The sequence below is a fragment of the Halobacillus alkaliphilus genome (genome assembly GCF_900113125.1).
GTDB classification, from domain to species: domain Bacteria; phylum Bacillota; class Bacilli; order Bacillales; family Halobacillaceae; genus Halobacillus; species Halobacillus alkaliphilus.
The window spans coordinates 1-15,290 of the sequence record NZ_FOOG01000001.1; the positions used below are offsets into that span (position 1 = coordinate 1).

19 protein-coding genes and 1 other annotated feature are annotated in these 15,290 nt (G+C 41.5%); all 19 genes read left to right on the top strand.

The window, feature by feature from the left end; genetic code table 11:
- On the top strand, nt 1-791 hold a 791-nt coding region (locus BMZ06_RS00005), incomplete at its 5' end, for a reverse transcriptase domain-containing protein (RefSeq protein WP_342708195.1).
- The gene (locus tag BMZ06_RS21190) at nt 686-1,012 is read left to right on the top strand and encodes a group II intron maturase-specific domain-containing protein (RefSeq protein WP_342708197.1); all 327 of its coding nucleotides are present in this window, start codon (nt 686-688) and stop codon (nt 1,010-1,012) included. The genes BMZ06_RS00005 and BMZ06_RS21190, both read left to right, overlap by 106 nt.
- 689 nt (nt 1,013-1,701) lie before the next feature.
- Nucleotides 1,702-2,454, top strand: a complete 753-nt coding sequence (locus tag BMZ06_RS00010; RefSeq protein WP_089748915.1) for a prepilin peptidase — start codon at nt 1,702-1,704, stop codon at nt 2,452-2,454.
- A 153-nt stretch (nt 2,455-2,607) separates the two neighbouring features.
- Nucleotides 2,608-3,450 (top strand): hypothetical protein, encoded by an 843-nt coding sequence (locus BMZ06_RS00015; RefSeq protein ID WP_089748917.1) that lies wholly within the window; start codon nt 2,608-2,610, stop codon nt 3,448-3,450.
- A 162-nt stretch (nt 3,451-3,612) separates the two neighbouring features.
- Entirely contained in the window at nt 3,613-4,179 is a 567-nt protein-coding gene (locus BMZ06_RS00020; protein WP_089748919.1) for a Maf family protein, read from the top strand.
- Between the two features lie 59 nt (nt 4,180-4,238).
- Nucleotides 4,239-4,910, top strand: coding sequence for a RadC family protein (gene radC, locus BMZ06_RS00025; RefSeq protein ID WP_175477756.1), 672 nt, complete (start codon nt 4,239-4,241; stop codon nt 4,908-4,910).
- 159 nt (nt 4,911-5,069) lie between these two features.
- Complete coding sequence (locus BMZ06_RS00030; RefSeq protein WP_089748923.1) at nt 5,070-6,110, top strand: rod shape-determining protein; 1,041 nt, start codon at nt 5,070-5,072, stop codon at nt 6,108-6,110.
- 11 nt (nt 6,111-6,121) lie between these two features.
- Nucleotides 6,122-7,003: a rod shape-determining protein MreC gene (gene mreC, locus BMZ06_RS00035; protein WP_089748925.1), complete on the top strand. Its 882-nt coding sequence runs from the start codon at nt 6,122-6,124 to the stop codon at nt 7,001-7,003.
- The gene (gene mreD, locus BMZ06_RS00040) at nt 7,000-7,527 is read left to right on the top strand and encodes a rod shape-determining protein MreD (RefSeq protein ID WP_089748927.1); all 528 of its coding nucleotides are present in this window, start codon (nt 7,000-7,002) and stop codon (nt 7,525-7,527) included. The genes mreC and mreD overlap by 4 nt, the downstream gene beginning before the upstream one ends.
- A gap of 37 nt (nt 7,528-7,564) precedes the next feature.
- Nucleotides 7,565-8,251, top strand: coding sequence for a septum site-determining protein MinC (gene minC / locus BMZ06_RS00045; protein ID WP_089748929.1), 687 nt, complete (start codon nt 7,565-7,567; stop codon nt 8,249-8,251).
- Complete coding sequence (minD, locus tag BMZ06_RS00050) at nt 8,244-9,041, top strand: septum site-determining protein MinD (RefSeq protein WP_089748931.1); 798 nt, start codon at nt 8,244-8,246, stop codon at nt 9,039-9,041. The genes minC and minD overlap by 8 nt, the downstream gene beginning before the upstream one ends.
- 134 nt (nt 9,042-9,175) lie before the next feature.
- On the top strand, nt 9,176-9,946 hold the full coding sequence (locus BMZ06_RS00055; protein ID WP_089748932.1) for a M23 family metallopeptidase: 771 nt from the start codon (nt 9,176-9,178) through the stop codon (nt 9,944-9,946).
- The gene (locus BMZ06_RS00060; protein ID WP_089748934.1) at nt 9,933-10,790 is read left to right on the top strand and encodes a site-2 protease family protein; all 858 of its coding nucleotides are present in this window, start codon (nt 9,933-9,935) and stop codon (nt 10,788-10,790) included. The genes BMZ06_RS00055 and BMZ06_RS00060 overlap by 14 nt, the downstream gene beginning before the upstream one ends.
- An 11-nt stretch (nt 10,791-10,801) precedes the next feature.
- On the top strand, nt 10,802-12,235 hold the full coding sequence (locus BMZ06_RS00065; RefSeq protein WP_175477751.1) for a ribonuclease E/G: 1,434 nt from the start codon (nt 10,802-10,804) through the stop codon (nt 12,233-12,235).
- 36 nt (nt 12,236-12,271) lie between these two features.
- Nucleotides 12,272-12,345, top strand: a sequence feature (ribosomal protein L21 leader region).
- A gap of 13 nt (nt 12,346-12,358) precedes the next feature.
- Nucleotides 12,359-12,667: a 50S ribosomal protein L21 gene (gene rplU / locus BMZ06_RS00070; protein ID WP_089748938.1), complete on the top strand. Its 309-nt coding sequence runs from the start codon at nt 12,359-12,361 to the stop codon at nt 12,665-12,667.
- A gap of 12 nt (nt 12,668-12,679) precedes the next feature.
- On the top strand, nt 12,680-13,009 hold the full coding sequence (locus BMZ06_RS00075) for a ribosomal-processing cysteine protease Prp (protein WP_089748940.1): 330 nt from the start codon (nt 12,680-12,682) through the stop codon (nt 13,007-13,009).
- Between the two features lie 14 nt (nt 13,010-13,023).
- Nucleotides 13,024-13,314: a 50S ribosomal protein L27 gene (gene rpmA / locus BMZ06_RS00080; RefSeq protein ID WP_014643890.1), complete on the top strand. Its 291-nt coding sequence runs from the start codon at nt 13,024-13,026 to the stop codon at nt 13,312-13,314.
- Nucleotides 13,315-13,473: 159 nt separating this feature from the next.
- Nucleotides 13,474-13,992: a Spo0B domain-containing protein gene (locus BMZ06_RS00085; RefSeq protein ID WP_089748942.1), complete on the top strand. Its 519-nt coding sequence runs from the start codon at nt 13,474-13,476 to the stop codon at nt 13,990-13,992.
- Between the two features lie 13 nt (nt 13,993-14,005).
- Nucleotides 14,006-15,286 (top strand): GTPase ObgE, encoded by a 1,281-nt coding sequence (obgE, locus tag BMZ06_RS00090; protein WP_089748943.1) that lies wholly within the window; start codon nt 14,006-14,008, stop codon nt 15,284-15,286.
- Nucleotides 15,287-15,290: the final 4 nt, after the last annotated feature.

Consider the following 15,290-nt stretch of genomic DNA (forward strand, 5'->3'; position numbering starts at 1 on the left):
TAGGTATCCCTACGGTGATGGATCGCACGATCCAACAAGCACTTAACCTCTATCTTCAATCGATGTATGACCCAACGTTTTCCACGCAAAGTTACGGATTCCGACCAGGAAAAAGAGCCCATGATGCGGTGAGACAGGCGAAAACCTATATCAATGAGGGGTACATTTGGGTTGTGGACATCGACCTCGAGAAATTCTTCGACCGAGTCAACCACGATCGCCTGATGCGAACGCTAAGTTTTCGCATCAAAGACCCTGGTGTACTTCGCCTCATTCGAAAATATCTCCAAGCAGGAATTATGGAAGGCGGGCTCACGACTCCAAATCGGGAAGGAACTCCCCAAGGGAGTCCATTAAGTCCTCTCCTTTCGAATATTGTGCTCGATGAACTGGATAAAGAACTGGAATCTAGAGGCATTCGCTTCGTTCGGTTCGCTGATGACGTGCAAATGTATGCAGGGTCCAAACGTGCCGCCGAACGTATCCTCAAGAATATGACAAACTTCCTCGAAAAGACGCTAAAACTCAAGGTCAACCGAGAGAAAAGTGCGGTAAGCCGTCCGTGGAAACGTAAGTTTCTCGGGTTCAGCTTTACACCTTCGGTGAAAGGGAAAGCTAGAGTGCGCGTCCATAAGGATTCGGTTCACAAGGCCAAGCAACGTTTACGCCAATTAACAAGTCGAAAGTGGAGTACCGATATGAAATACGAATTAAGAAAATCAATGAATTTCTTACCGGATGGTATAACTACTTTCAGTTGGCGGAAACGCCTTCTGTCTTCAAAAGAATGATGGAATGGCTGAGGAGAAGACTCCGAATGATTCGATGGAAAGAATGGAAGTTGCCTAAGACTAAGGTGAAGAATTTAATGGCCCTGGGAGTGACGAAGGCGAAAGCCTTCGAATGGGGAAACACAAGAAAAGGCTACTGGCGTATAGCCAGTAGCCCTATTCTCCATCGCACATTCAATGACCATTATTGGCAACGTATGGGTTTGAAATCATTGAACTAACGTTGAATTTTATGAAACCGCCGTATACGGAACCGTACGTACGGTGGTGTGAGAGGACGGAGGTTAGTCACCTCCTCCTACTCGATTATGATTTCAAACGATGGTGATACTTTTTTTTAAGGATTTATTATACAATCGGTCCGGATACTCGAAGACTCAGTTTCGAGATGCTTTGTGCACGTTACGATATGAGGAGAGGGCGTGGGAAATAACTCGTCTTGTTCCATCACCCAGACACTCGAGACATAAGCCGTTCATCAACGGATTGGAAAACTGCCATCCTTTTGATGCTCGGCTTAAGCTGGTCGTGTCTTTCGGGGCGATTCCACATTTGAACACTTTCCTATGGACCTACACGACGTAGGGTCGGAAAGCGAATCGCCCCCCGAAAGACCTTAATCCTAAACTATAATTCGAAATCAAGTATTCAAATATCGGGAGCTTACCTGTAATAGTTTACCGTAGAATTTAATCAAGTTGATATAATGAGGGAGGACAAACAGGGGGTCTTATTTTATAATTGAAATTAATTAATGAGAAAGGAGGAAATATTGAGTTAAAAAGAATAAACCAACTCCTATAGATCCCCCACAGTACTCCACAACAAATGCGAAGCTAACTAAGAAAAAGCATCCTTCTAGTATTACGATCTCCCCCCCAGAAAATTATAGATCCGAAAGGAGAAATTGATGAACACTTTGCTCTTGCTCTATATACTTACAACTGGGCTGATTCTAGGCTCCTTTTACCACGTAGTCGGAATTCGCTTGCCGGTAAGAACTCCATTTCTTACTGGCCGCTCTCAATGTCCCCATTGTCAAACTAAATTGCAGCCTATCGATCTGATCCCTCTTTTCTCTTATCTTCTCACCAAAGGTGCATGCAGGCATTGCTGTACTCACATATCCCTCTCTTATCCAATTGTAGAAGCCTTAACGGGAGTTTTGTTTTTAATCTCATATATCGTTTATGGATGGACACCTTCTTTTTTGGGTGCCTGTTTACTCATTAGTTTAAGTATCATGGTAACTGTCAGTGATCTTAGATACATGCTAATTCCAGACCTTCTCCTTATTTGGTTTGCAGCTATATTTATTATCTATAGAATCCTATATCCGCTTCACCCATGGTATTCCTCAGTAAACGGAGCGTTTATATCCCTTCTTTTAATTGCTTTTATAATTATTCTAAGTAAAGGAGGAATGGGGGCTGGAGATATGAAACTTTTAGGAGTGCTGGGAATTCTCCTTGGAACTCAACATGTACTGGTGACCTTTTTTATAGCTGTATTCATTGGTACGGTAACCAGTCTGCTCATGGTCGGTTTGAAACGTAGTGGTCGTAAAGACCCTGTGCCATTTGGTCCTTCTATTGTTTCCGCTGCAGTTATTGTGTATTTTTTTGGAGAAAACTTAGTTGTTTTATACCTGTCATCCTTTTAGGCTTGGGTACCTCAAATCGTATAATTGTAAAGAAGCTTACTGGACAGGTAGAGGCAGCAAGTGAAATTGTCGAAACAATGCTGACAAATTTCAACGTTGTTTTTGTGGTTGCTGTGATAGGGTTGGGACAAACCTTGCAGGAGTGATTAAACGATGGAATCGAATAAAAAAATAACCATATCTTTCCGCAATGAAAAAGAAAAAGTTCCTGAAAATGAAATAATCCAGGCGAAAGAGGAGGTTGCGGCTTCAGATCCAGACCCAAATAAGATAGAAGAGATACCGGTATTAGAAATTCGAAAACCGCACCCATCACCCACTAAGAAAAAGAAGTACGAGAAGAATTCAGTAAAGTATTTGGTCGTTGCTGCTTCTTCAGCACTCTTATTAAGCTTAGGACTCGGTTTTTTACTCCTGCGTATGTTTGTTACCCTGACCGACGAAACTACCGCTGGTAAAGAAATGGTACCGGCCGCAGTCCCTTCTGAAGAAGCTGTTACAGAGCAGGTTGCTGCTGTAAATCCCAACGCTGTTGAAGCCTACTTGGTTCAGGCAGGAGTTTTTACAACAGAAGAAAAAGCTTTCCAGTGGAAAAGTAAGTTGACTGCTCTATCTGTTTCTTCTATGGTTTGGGAAAGGGATCATCAGTTTTATTTATTTGCAGGAAGCGCGCAGACGGAGACCGAAGCTTCTCAAATAGCTGCAGAGTTATCTTCACGTAGTATCGAAACGTACGTAAAACCCTGGTCTGTGTTGAAGGGAGAAGGATCCTTAACAGGAGAAGAAGCCAAAACGTTTGATCTTTTGATTGATCACTTGGAGAATTTTTCAATTGATCAGCTTTCCGATGCAGATCGTCAGAAGCTGCTGAGCACCCTGGAGAAACAGGAACCAAATTCTCCGTTAATCTCTGCACTGCAAGGATGGGATCAACGTGACAATTACCATTTGAATTGGCTGAAGGTAGCTTATTCTCTTGAAAAAATGATGGAATAGAAAGTAAAGGTCTCTCAATGTAACAAATTTTTAAGAAATTCCCTATGGGATACTTCTTTTTTACTTGTTTTTGGTAACTGGAAATTCTGTTTATGTAAATCAAAGATTGACAGAGATTCCTGTAAAATGAGAATACCTCATGTAGAGTAAGGAGCTTAGTTAATGCCAACACTTATACTTGGATCGCAATCACCCAGAAGGAAAGGATTGCTAAAAGAAGCCGGGTACGAGTTTTTACTACGAGTTTCCGGCACAGACGAAGAATTAGAAAAAGGCGTTCCGCCAGAACAAGCGGTCAGTTATTTATCAAAACAAAAAAGCTTGGCTATCCCTATTGAGGAAAATGAAGTGCTGCTTACAGCCGATACCCTCGTGTCTATAGATGGAGAGATCCTTGGAAAACCTGCTGATGAGAGTGAAGCTTTTAGTTTTCTTACAAAATTAAGCGGTCGCACACATCAAGTGCATACAGGAGTCACATTACGTTCCAAGGAACACATCCATACGTTTGTTGTCAAAACAGATGTTACGTTCTTTTCCCTATCTGATAAGGAAATTTATAAGTATATGGAGTCAGGGGAAGCGTGGGATAAAGCAGGTGGTTACGGCATACAGGGGAAAGGAGCGCTTTTTGTAAAGTATATTCATGGAGATTACTACAGTGTAGTAGGCTTACCTATAGCTAAAGTCGTAAGAGAGCTTGAAGCCTTTGGAGTTTTGCTGGGCTAACGTTCTCTACATGAGGAATGAGTTATAAGGGAGCGAAGAGGGTGACAAATGCAAGTATTATGATTAAGGATGTACCCAAGGAGGATCGTCCCAGGGAAAGACTATTGGAAATAGGCGCTTCTCATCTTTCCAACCAGGAACTACTTGCCATTCTTTTAGGAAGCGGCACTAAAAGAGAGTCAGTTATGGATTTGGCTCAGCGTCTTCTTATTCATTTTGAAGGAATTTTATTACTAAAAGATGCGAGCCTTGAAGAATTGACCGCTATCAGGGGGATCGGCGTAGCAAAGGCCGTTTTGATTATGTCGGCTATTGAAATAGGAAAGCGGATGCAGCAAATGAAGCCGGTGGAAAGATATATGATTCGCAGCCCTGAAGACGGCGCCGATTTCGTTATGGAAGAAATGCGTGACTTAAAACAGGAGCATTTCATTTGTTTATTCCTGAATACTAAAAATCAGGTACTCCATCGCCAGACCATCTTCATCGGAAGCTTGAATGCTTCGATTGTTCATCCTCGCGAGGTTTTTAAAGAAGCCGTGAAACGCTCGGCTGCCTCCATTATATGTGCCCATAACCATCCTTCCGGAGATCCTACTCCTTCTCAAGAGGATATTCAGGTAACAAGAAGATTACAGGAGTGCGGAAAGATGATCGGTATCGAACTACTGGATCATCTTGTCATAGGAGATCAAAAGTTTATATCTTTAAAAGAAAAAGGATACTTGTAACACTATCTATTTTATCTAATTTTTCGTATAATTGAATAGATGGAGATAAAAGGCGCCATTTATAGGAATCTCTTATAAATAGGCGCTTCTTCTAATCCACGAAAAGGCTTATGCCTGACCCCGCCTGAGCAATGCGGGCACTTAGAAAGGAAGATTGAATTGGGTCTATTTGGTTTTTCTCAAGACTTAGGAATTGATTTAGGTACTGCGAATACACTTGTTTATCTAAAAGATAAAGGGGTTATTGTAAGGGAACCTTCTGTCGTAGCCAAAAATAATCAAACAGGTGAAATTCTGGCCGTAGGGAATGAAGCTAGAAAAATGATCGGCCGTACTCCTGCGTACATAACTGTCATTCGTCCAATGAAGGACGGGGTCATAGCGGATTATGAAACCACAGCTCAAATGATGAAATACTACATTCAAAAAGCGTTAAAAACCAGATCTACATTTGCGAGTAAGCCAAACATTATGGTCTGTGTTCCATCCGGTATTACTATGGTGGAAGAACGTGCAGTCATTGATGCTACTAAACAAGCAGGTGCTAAAGAAGCATTTCCAATAGCGGAACCTTTTGCAGCGGCGATCGGAGCTGGACTACCTGTATGGGAACCTACCGGAAGCATGATTGTAGACATTGGAGGAGGCACCACTGAAGTAGCCATCCTTTCCATGGGTGGAATCGTAACCAGTCAATCTATACGTGTAGCCGGTGACGAAATGGATGATTCTATCATTCAGCACGTCAGGAAAAAGTATAACCTTATGATTGGGGAAAGAACGGCAGAAGAAGTAAAAATGGAACTGAGCGGTGCGGGCAGTATTCAAGGCAATGATGAAATGGATATTCGCGGCCGTGATCTGCTCACAGGTCTTCCTAAAACGATTACGGTTCACTCGGAAGAAATTATTAATGTCGTTAAGGATACAGTAGATACAATTATTGAAACAATTATTAATACGTTGGAAAAGACGCCTCCTGAACTTGCTTCAGACATTATGGAACGTGGCATTGTCTTAACGGGTGGTGGAGCATTACTTAAGAATTTGGATACTGTCATCAGTGAACGTACAGAGATGCCTGTCTTTATTGCAGAAGAGCCACTGGATTGTGTAGTCATTGGAACTGGAAAGTCTCTTGAAAATATCCACCATTTCAGAGCCCAGCCTAATGTAGCAAGCCGAGCGAAAATGGATTAGGCGGTCAAGATATGCCAAGCTTATTCCGAAGAAAAAGATTAATGGCAGTATTAATCGGCTTCATTGTATTGGTTGCTTTGATCGGATTTTCGATTCGGGATCGTGACTCTTTAACTACGCCTGAGAAATTCTTTAAAGATACGGTAGGATGGATGCAGAGTATCATCCATAAACCTGTTAGTCTAGTTGACAACTCCGTGGACAATATTCAAAATATGTTTGAAGTGTATGAACAGAATCAGGTTTTAAAAGCGCGTCTTTCCGAGTACAAGGGCGTTATCAAAGATAATCAGCGGTTAAAGAATGACAATGCAGAGCTGCGAAAAACGATGGGGAAAACGGAATCATTGAGTGATTATTCACCTATCCAGGCTACAGTTATAGCCAGAAGCTCGGACAGGTGGTTCGAGCAGATGACCATTAACCGAGGCGAAGAACATGGAGTGGCCAAGGATATGGCTGTATTGACCAGTGAAGGAATGGTAGGGAAAATTAAATCCGCTGGAGCCTTTCATTCGACTGTACAGCTACTGAGCGGGTTTGATCGGTCCAATAAGATTTCCTCGTGGGTGGTAAGAAAAGATAAAAATGAGGCATTTGGTTTAATAGAAGGTTACGATGGAGAAAGTGGCAGATTACTGCTGAAAGGTATTAAGCTGGACAAAGAATTGAAAAAAGGGGATACCGTCATTTCTTCAGGTCTCGGCGGTGTTTTTCCTAGTAATCTGCGAATAGGTACAGTGGAAGAGGTTGTTAACGATCAGTTCGGTTTAACAAAAACCGCATACGTAAAACCTTTTGCTGATCTATTTAATATCAACCATGTTATCGTGGTTGACCGCTCCGTGCAGACCGTTGAAAATGAGGATCAGAAAGAGGATGGAGATTCATGAAAAGGTATTACATCGCTCTGATCTGTCTGCTTCTTCTAGTGATGCAGGGGATGGCTATGAGTTTGTTACCCTCTAAGCTTGTATATTCAAATCTATTAATGACCCCTCACTGGGTACTTCTTTTTTTATTAATAGTTGCTATATTTTATGACCGGGACAAAACTTATTTTGCTGTCTGGTACGGGATGGCATTTGGTCTATTGCTCGATATTGTATATACTGGCATACTTGGAGTTTACATGGTAACTTATGCACTGGTCATCTATGTAATTCACGGTATTAATAAAACGATTCATTCGAATTTTATCGGAGCTTCACTATTAGTGATCCTGGGGATCATTTTGTCCGATACATTACTATACGTAATCTATTCATTTGTACAAATCACTTCTATGCCATGGGGTACTTACCTTATCCTGCGACTGCTGCCTACTGTGGCAGCTAATATGATCTTCTTTATTATTTTATATCCTGTCGTGAAGGATCGGATTACACAATGGTCAGAAGTAATAAATAACGCTTAGAATTTTGTAAAATGTCTAAGGTCTGAGGTGACAGCCTGTGACGGCAAACGATCAGAAAGTATTAATTAAAGGAACTAGAGATGGATTGACACTTAGTTTAGACGATCAGTGTGCTTACAAGGAAATTCTGAAGGAATTACAAAGTAAGCTGTCTATGAAAGGCATTACTGATGAAGAACCTATGATTCATGTGACGATTCAATTGGGTAAACGTTTTGTGACGAAAGAACAAAAAGAGGAACTTGTCGACCTCATTAAAGAAAAGCAAAAGCTTGTAGTGGATCGTATTGAATCAGATGTTATTACGAAAAAAGAGGCTTTTGAATGGAAAGAGAATACAGAAATTACTCCGATCGCCAAGACCATTCGTTCTGGACAATTGGTGGAGGTACGCGGGGATTTACTGCTCATTGGAGATGTTAATCCAGGCGGAAGTATTTCGGCAACTGGCAATGTATATGTGCTTGGCAGCCTCAAAGGCGTGGCTCATGCCGGGGTTGAAGGGGACACAGAGACGGTAATTGCTGCCTCTTATATGCAGCCGAGCCAATTGCGAATTGCCGACCAGGTTAGCCGTGCCCCCGATTATGAAACGGAAGGTGTATATATGGAGTGCGGGTTTATTGATGAACAGGAAGGGAAGATTCGCATCGACCGATTACAGGAAGTTGTGAAGAAGAAACCGGATCTTGCAAGTTTTGAAAGGAGAATGAGGAATGGGTGAAGCGATAGTAATTACCTCCGGAAAGGGAGGGGTTGGAAAGACCACAACTACCGCCAATCTGGGGACCGCTTTGGCCTTACAGAACAAAAAAGTGTGTCTGGTGGATACAGATATCGGTCTCAGGAATTTAGATGTTGTGATGGGTCTTGAAAATCGTATTATCTACGATATTGTAGATGTAGTTAATGAACGCTGCAAAACAAAACAAGCCCTTGTAACCGATAAACGTTTTGACTGTCTGCATTTATTGCCGGCAGCCCAGACTTCCGATAAATCCGAGGTGACTCCAGAAGGAATTAAAGAAATTGTGGAAGAATTGAAGCAAGATTATGATTATATTATAATCGATTGTCCCGCGGGAATTGAACAAGGATATAAAAATGCTGTGGCCGGCGCTGATAAAGCTGTGGTCGTTACAACTCCTGAAAAATCAAGTGTTAGGGACGCAGATCGCATTATTGGTCTTCTTGAACAAGAAGAAATAGAAGCACCTAAACTTATAATAAATCGTATAAGAAATCACATGATGAAAAGCGGAGATATGCTGGATGTAGACGAAATCGTTTCGGTCCTATCCATCGATTTGCTTGGTATTGTGGTAGATGATGACTCAGTTATTACCGCATCTAATAGCGGAGAGCCAGTAGCAATGAAGCCAAATTCCAGAGCTTCAATAGCTTACCGAAACATCGCTCGCAGAATATTGGGTGAAGCGGTGCCGCTAATGAATCTAGATGAAGATAATGGAATGTTCTCAAAAGTAAAACGTTTCTTTGGAATGCGCACATAAATTTTGAAAAAGAGCGGCCTGTTTTATAAAAAACCGGCCGCTCTTTTTTGTGGGCAGCGGACAAGCTTTTACACATATATCCCTCTCTATCTCCATAGAATGTAAAAAAAGATGGCGGAAAGAGAGGGATTATTTTGAGGAGAGACATTGAACACGTCCGTAAAAATATATCAGAGCGTAAGAAAAAAAAGGTTCAGGGCAGCTACGAGCTTCCTAAAAAGTCGTTTGTTCCACCTCAGGATGAAGAAATGCATGGCTATCCACCTTTGTTATCAAATAGTGATTATGAAAAAAAACGACCTCTTCCTGAGTTCCGAAAAGAGACAAGTCGTCTGGGGGTTCAGTTGTTTTTTTCTGTTCTATTATTTGCTGCTGTAGCTCTAGGCAAACAGACAGATATTGCTTTCCTTAATGGGCCCGAGGAATGGATAACTTCTCAACTTCAGGAGGACTTTCCATTTGCTACAGTTACGGCCTGGTATAGTGAACGCTTTGGAGAGCCTTTACAGGTGGTTGCTCCTAAACCATCCTCCACGGAGGAAAATATCGCCATGCCCGTGAATGGAACTGTCACTACATCTTTTCAGAATGATGGTAAGGGAATAGTGCTAACAACGGAAAATAATTCGGAGATAAAGGCTGTCAGAGAAGGAACCGTTATTTTTGCAGGAAATGATGAAGATACTCAAAAGACAGTAATTGTGCAGCACGAAGATGGCTCGAAAAGCATTTACGGATATTTATCCTCCATTGATGTTCATCTTTATGAACATGTACAAGCCCAAAGGAATGTAGGCTCTGTAAAATCGGAAGAAGGGAAATCAGCGGAGTTCTTTTTTGCTATTGAGAAAGATAAAAAATATTTAGATCCTGTAGAGGTAATAAAAGTGGATGAAAGTTCTTAATTTACTCCCAAGCATTCATATCCATCCTCTCTTCTTTCTATTAGCTATTTCTGCATTCCTAACTGGGGCTATTTATGAATTTGTTATCCTGTTTTCTATTGTTATGATCCATGAACTGGGGCATTTTTTTACCGCTAAGCATTTTGGGTGGAGAGTTACGAAAATAGAATTCTGGCTATTCGGAGGTGCTGTGGTCAGTGAAGAACATAATACACGTCCTTTTCGTGAGCAAGTAAGCGTGATTCTGGCAGGACCGCTGCAGCACATTTGGATATTTGCTGTACTTACTATCTTGCAAGTAACTATGGGACCTCATCCGCTCTTAAGTGTAGCTGGTTTTTATAATGGAGTTATATTTCTGTTCAATCTTCTTCCAATCTGGCCATTAGATGGAGGGAAAATAATATTTTATATGATGAATCAGGCAGCAAGTTTTAGAAGAAGCCTCATGCTTACTTTATTCTTTTCATTCCTTGCTATACTTCTGATTGGCAGCTGGCTTACGCTGGACGAACGATGGACGTTTGCAGGTATTCTTCTGGCTGCTTTTTTAATTGTGGAAAATGTTCTGGAATGGAGAAGAAGAACTTACACCCAAATGAGGTATTTAATGCATTGTGCTCTTGAGGACCGCCGTCATTTAAGACCTATATATATAAACGTCCCCAAAGAAATGCTGGTACGAGATGCATTGAAAAATATTAGAAGCAACCGAAATCATCTTTATGTATTGAAAGACTCCCCCCTTTTCTATATAGTAGATGAGCAAGAATGCCTGCAAGCGTATTTTGAAAAGAAAGATTCTGATTTACGCTTAAGGGATCTACCTAAAATTGCATTATGAAGAGGGATGACATGAGGGAAATTGTTTTCCATACACTAACTTCTGAGAAAACAGGAGTTGTGATAGAGAATAATCGTATCAATGAATATGTGATAGACCGCCCCGGAGTAAAGGCGCTTACTGGGGCTGTTTTTGTTGGCAGAGTGGAGAACATTGATCATGGACTTCAGGCGGCCTTTGTTGATATAGGAGAAGGGAAGCATGCTTTTCTAAGGAAGCCTGCTATTCCATGGGCTAAAGAATCGATTCATACCACTTTAAAAGAAGGAGAGTACTTATTTCTTCAGGTAATAAAAGAATCTAAGGGTAATAAAGGGCCCCAGGTTAGTGCAGATATCACTCTTCCAGGTCTTTATACAATCTATCAACCCTATGGTGGGAAAACTTCTATTTCGAAGAAACTAACTTCTGCTTCAACAACTCATCTTCAATTAGAACTTGAGGAAAGGCTGAGCCCTGTAGAAGGTTGTATCATTCGCACGGCTGCCGCTGAAGTTAACCCCGCTCAAGTGCTCAAAGAGCTGGAAGTGTTAAAGGAGCAGTGGTTGAAAATAACAACGCAACAGCTTAGAAAACCTCCACGTCTCTTATGGAAAGATGAGATTATTCCTAGCCAGTTAATTAGAAAGTTCCCGCTAAATACCTTGGAAACTATCATCGTAGATAGGGTAGAGGAAAGCGAACGATTAAAAAATTCATACCCATCAATTAAGGATAAAATCAGCTGGAACCCTAAACGAACAAATGAAGTAGCCCGCAGGTTACAGGATCTTCAAATGGAGCTGATCGACTCTCGCTTGGAGATTGATGGCGGAATCGAGATTGTAATAGAAATAACGGAAGCAATGACAGTTATTGATGTAAATAGTTACAAATATAAAGGAAAAGCTTTTTCCAACTCACAAACTTTAGATGTGAACAGGCGGGCAGGGAAAGAAATTCTAAGGCAGCTGCGCTTAAGAAATATCTCTGGAATAATAATAGTGGATTTTATATCTATGAAAGATACTTCAGCTGCAGATCAACTCATAAAAGAAATGAAGAATCTCGCGAAACAGGATTTAGTACGCACGCAGATTTTAGGGATTACACGCTTAGGTTTAATGGAAATTACTCGCAAAAACGAATGGATGAGCCCAGTCCAGTTATTACAGGAAAATCCTGAATCTGTGTTTACGATTGAAACGGCTGTTTACCGGCTTGAACGTGAACTTCTTTTTGGAGCAGGAAAAAATCAAGAAGCTATTCTCCTGTCTATAAATCCTCAGCTTAAAATTGTTAAAAAACAATTGCTTTCAAGCAGTATTTCTAGTAAAATTCCACAGGAGCTGTTTGTTAGGGAGGATCCAAGTGTTTCTCACTATCAAATTGAGCTTGAAGGGTCCGTGGACATGATTCGTGAAGTGATTCATAAGCGAGGTTATCATGTTGACAACGTGTTTTGAACTGTGGTAACATTGTTTTGTTATTCTAGTAGCACTTCGATGCTACAACCGCACAGAACAGGTTTAGAAAAACCGTTTCCGGTACCTGAATGGCGAGTCTGAGTAAATCGAGGAGGTGCAATTATGTACGCAATTATTGAAACTGGTGGTAAACAAGTTAAAGTTGAGAAAGGCCAGGAGATCTATGTTGAGAAAGTAAACGTAGAAGCTGGTGACACTGTAACTTTCGACAAAGTTCTATATGTAAGTGGAGACGATTCTAAAATCGGTGCTCCTTACGTAGATGGTGCTTCTGTAACGGCTAAAGTTGAAAAACAAGGCCGTCAGAAAAAGCTTACCGTCTTCAAATATAAGCCTAAAAAGAACTATAAGCGCAAACAAGGTCACCGTCAGCCGTATACGAAACTTGTCGTTGAAGATATCAACGCGTAAGGGTCGAACGGTATGATTAATGTGTCGTTGTTTCGTTCACAGGGAGATATCACAGGTTTCGAGATTTCTGGACATGCTGAGAGCGGACCATATGGTCACGATCTAGTATGTGCAGCAGTTTCAGCTGTATCTTTTGGAGCAGTCAATTCGCTGGTGAGTCTTTGTGAATTCGAACCACATGTCGAGCAGGGTGGAGAAGGCGGTTTTCTTAAAATTGTTCTTCCTGAGGGACTGAATAAAGAAACTTATTCTAAATCCCAACTGCTACTCGAAGGCATGCTGGTTTCGCTTCAGACAATTGAACAGGAATACAACCAATATATTACAATATCAAACCAATAAGGAGGTGGAGACCCATGCTACGTCTTGATTTGCAGTTTTTTGCCCAGAAAAAGGGTGTAGGTAGTACAAAAAACGGCCGTGACTCTGAGTCTAAGCGTCTTGGAGCTAAGCGTGCAGACGGACAAACGGTAACTGGTGGTTCTATCCTTTACCGTCAACGCGGTACAAAAGTTTACCCTGGAGCTAACGTTGGCCGCGGCGGCGATGACACATTGTTCGCTAAAGTGGACGGAGTTGTCAAATTCGAACGTTACGGACGCGACCGCAAAAAAGTCAGCGTTTATCCTGTTGCTCAGGAAGCGTAAACTGAATAGTGTACGGGTTCATACGTAAATTGAAGCCGCGCTGTGCCTTTTGCATAAGCGTGGCTTTTTTTTATATAAAAATTCGAAGATTATTTTAGTTTCCTGCCTATGTTTGCTATACTTTTTATTATTATGGATGACCGAAGGAGCTGACCCCCGTTGGATGACAAAGAGATCATTACGCTGCTCAGACATAAGCGTCATGACTGGATGAATCAAATTCAGCTGCTTCAGGGATACGCATCTCTAGGGAAGCAGGAGCGGTTATTTGAGCAAATCGATGACATAAAAGAAGAAGCTGAAAATGAAAGAAGAATATTGAATAGTGATGCAGTCGCTTTTCCTATTTGGCTAATATCGTTCAATTGGAAGTACGACTATTACAGAATTAAATACTCTTTGAGTGAAGAAGTTGATTTATCCCGTCATGATCAAAAGCTGACGGCTTATGGCGAGCGTATGATTGAGTTGATGAATGACTACAGGGTGGATGATGAACTCTATGAGGGAACCGTCCAAATTTATAAGGGCATAGATGAGCATTCGTTAGGGTTAAGCTGGGAGTGGGATGGCCGCTTCCGGCACACAGAAACTTTTATGGAAGAGTTAAATCAGGCAGGGTTTATAGCCACTATTTTAGAGGAAAGAGAACTATCTATCGAAATGATGGTAGATTGAAGAGGTGAAGAGGATGTTTGTTGATCAGGTTAAAGTATTTGTTAAAGCTGGAGATGGAGGGAACGGTTTAGTTGCCTATCGTCGTGAGAAATATGTTCCAAAAGGCGGACCAGCCGGTGGAGACGGTGGTAATGGCGGGAACGTTATTTTTGAGGTGGATGAAGGGCTGAATACCCTAATGGATTTTCGGTACCAGCATCATTTCAAAGCGGCTCGTGGAGAAAATGGTATGAATCAGAAACAGCATGGTAAAAATGCGGATCCTCTAGTGGTCAGCGTTCCTCCTGGAACAACCGTAAAGGATGCGGACACAGATAAGGTCATTGCTGACTTAACTGAACATAAACAGCGGGCAGTAATAGCAAAAGGCGGAAGAGGCGGCCGTGGCAATGCCAGGTTTGCTACCGCAAGAAATCCTGCACCAGAAATTGCTGAGAATGGTGAACCTGGAGAAGAACTTGATGTGGTCGTGGAATTAAAATTGTTGGCTGACGTAGGGTTAGTAGGATTTCCTAGTGTAGGTAAGTCAACGTTTCTTTCTGTGGTAACTGCAGCAAAACCTAAAATTGCAGATTATCACTTTACCACTTTATCCCCCAACCTGGGAGTGGTGGAAAGTCAGGATCACCGCAGTTTTGTAATGGCGGACCTCCCTGGATTGATTGAAGGCGCCCATGAAGGTATCGGACTTGGTCATCAGTTCTTACGGCACGTTGAGCGAACACGGTTGCTGCTTCATGTTGTGGATATGTCGGGTCTGGAAGGACGCGATCCTTACGAAGATTATGTCACAATTAATAATGAGCTATCTTCTTATGACAAGAGACTTGAAAAACGACCTCAAATCATTGTAGCCAATAAGATGGATATGCCGGATTCGGAAGAGAACCTGAAGGTATTTAAAGAGTATTTAGATAAAGATGTTATGGTTTTTCCTATATCTACAATAACTCGTGAAGGGCTGGATGAACTTCTTTACACGGTAGCTGACAAATTGGATCAAATACCGAAGCAGGAAGAAACTGTTGAAGAAGTCGATGAGCGAGTTGTTTATAAATTTGAAAAAGAAGAAGCTCCTTTCCAATTGACAAGAGCAGATGATGGAGCTTATGTATTATATGGTGAAAAGATTGAATCCTTATTTAGACGAACGGATTTCTCCAGGGATCAGTCCATTAACCGTTTTGCCAGACAAATGCGCAGTATGGGTGTGGATGATGCTTTAAGAAAACGAGGAGCGAAAGATGGGGATACAGTCAGAGTACTTGATTATGAATTTGAATTTGTAGATTAATGAG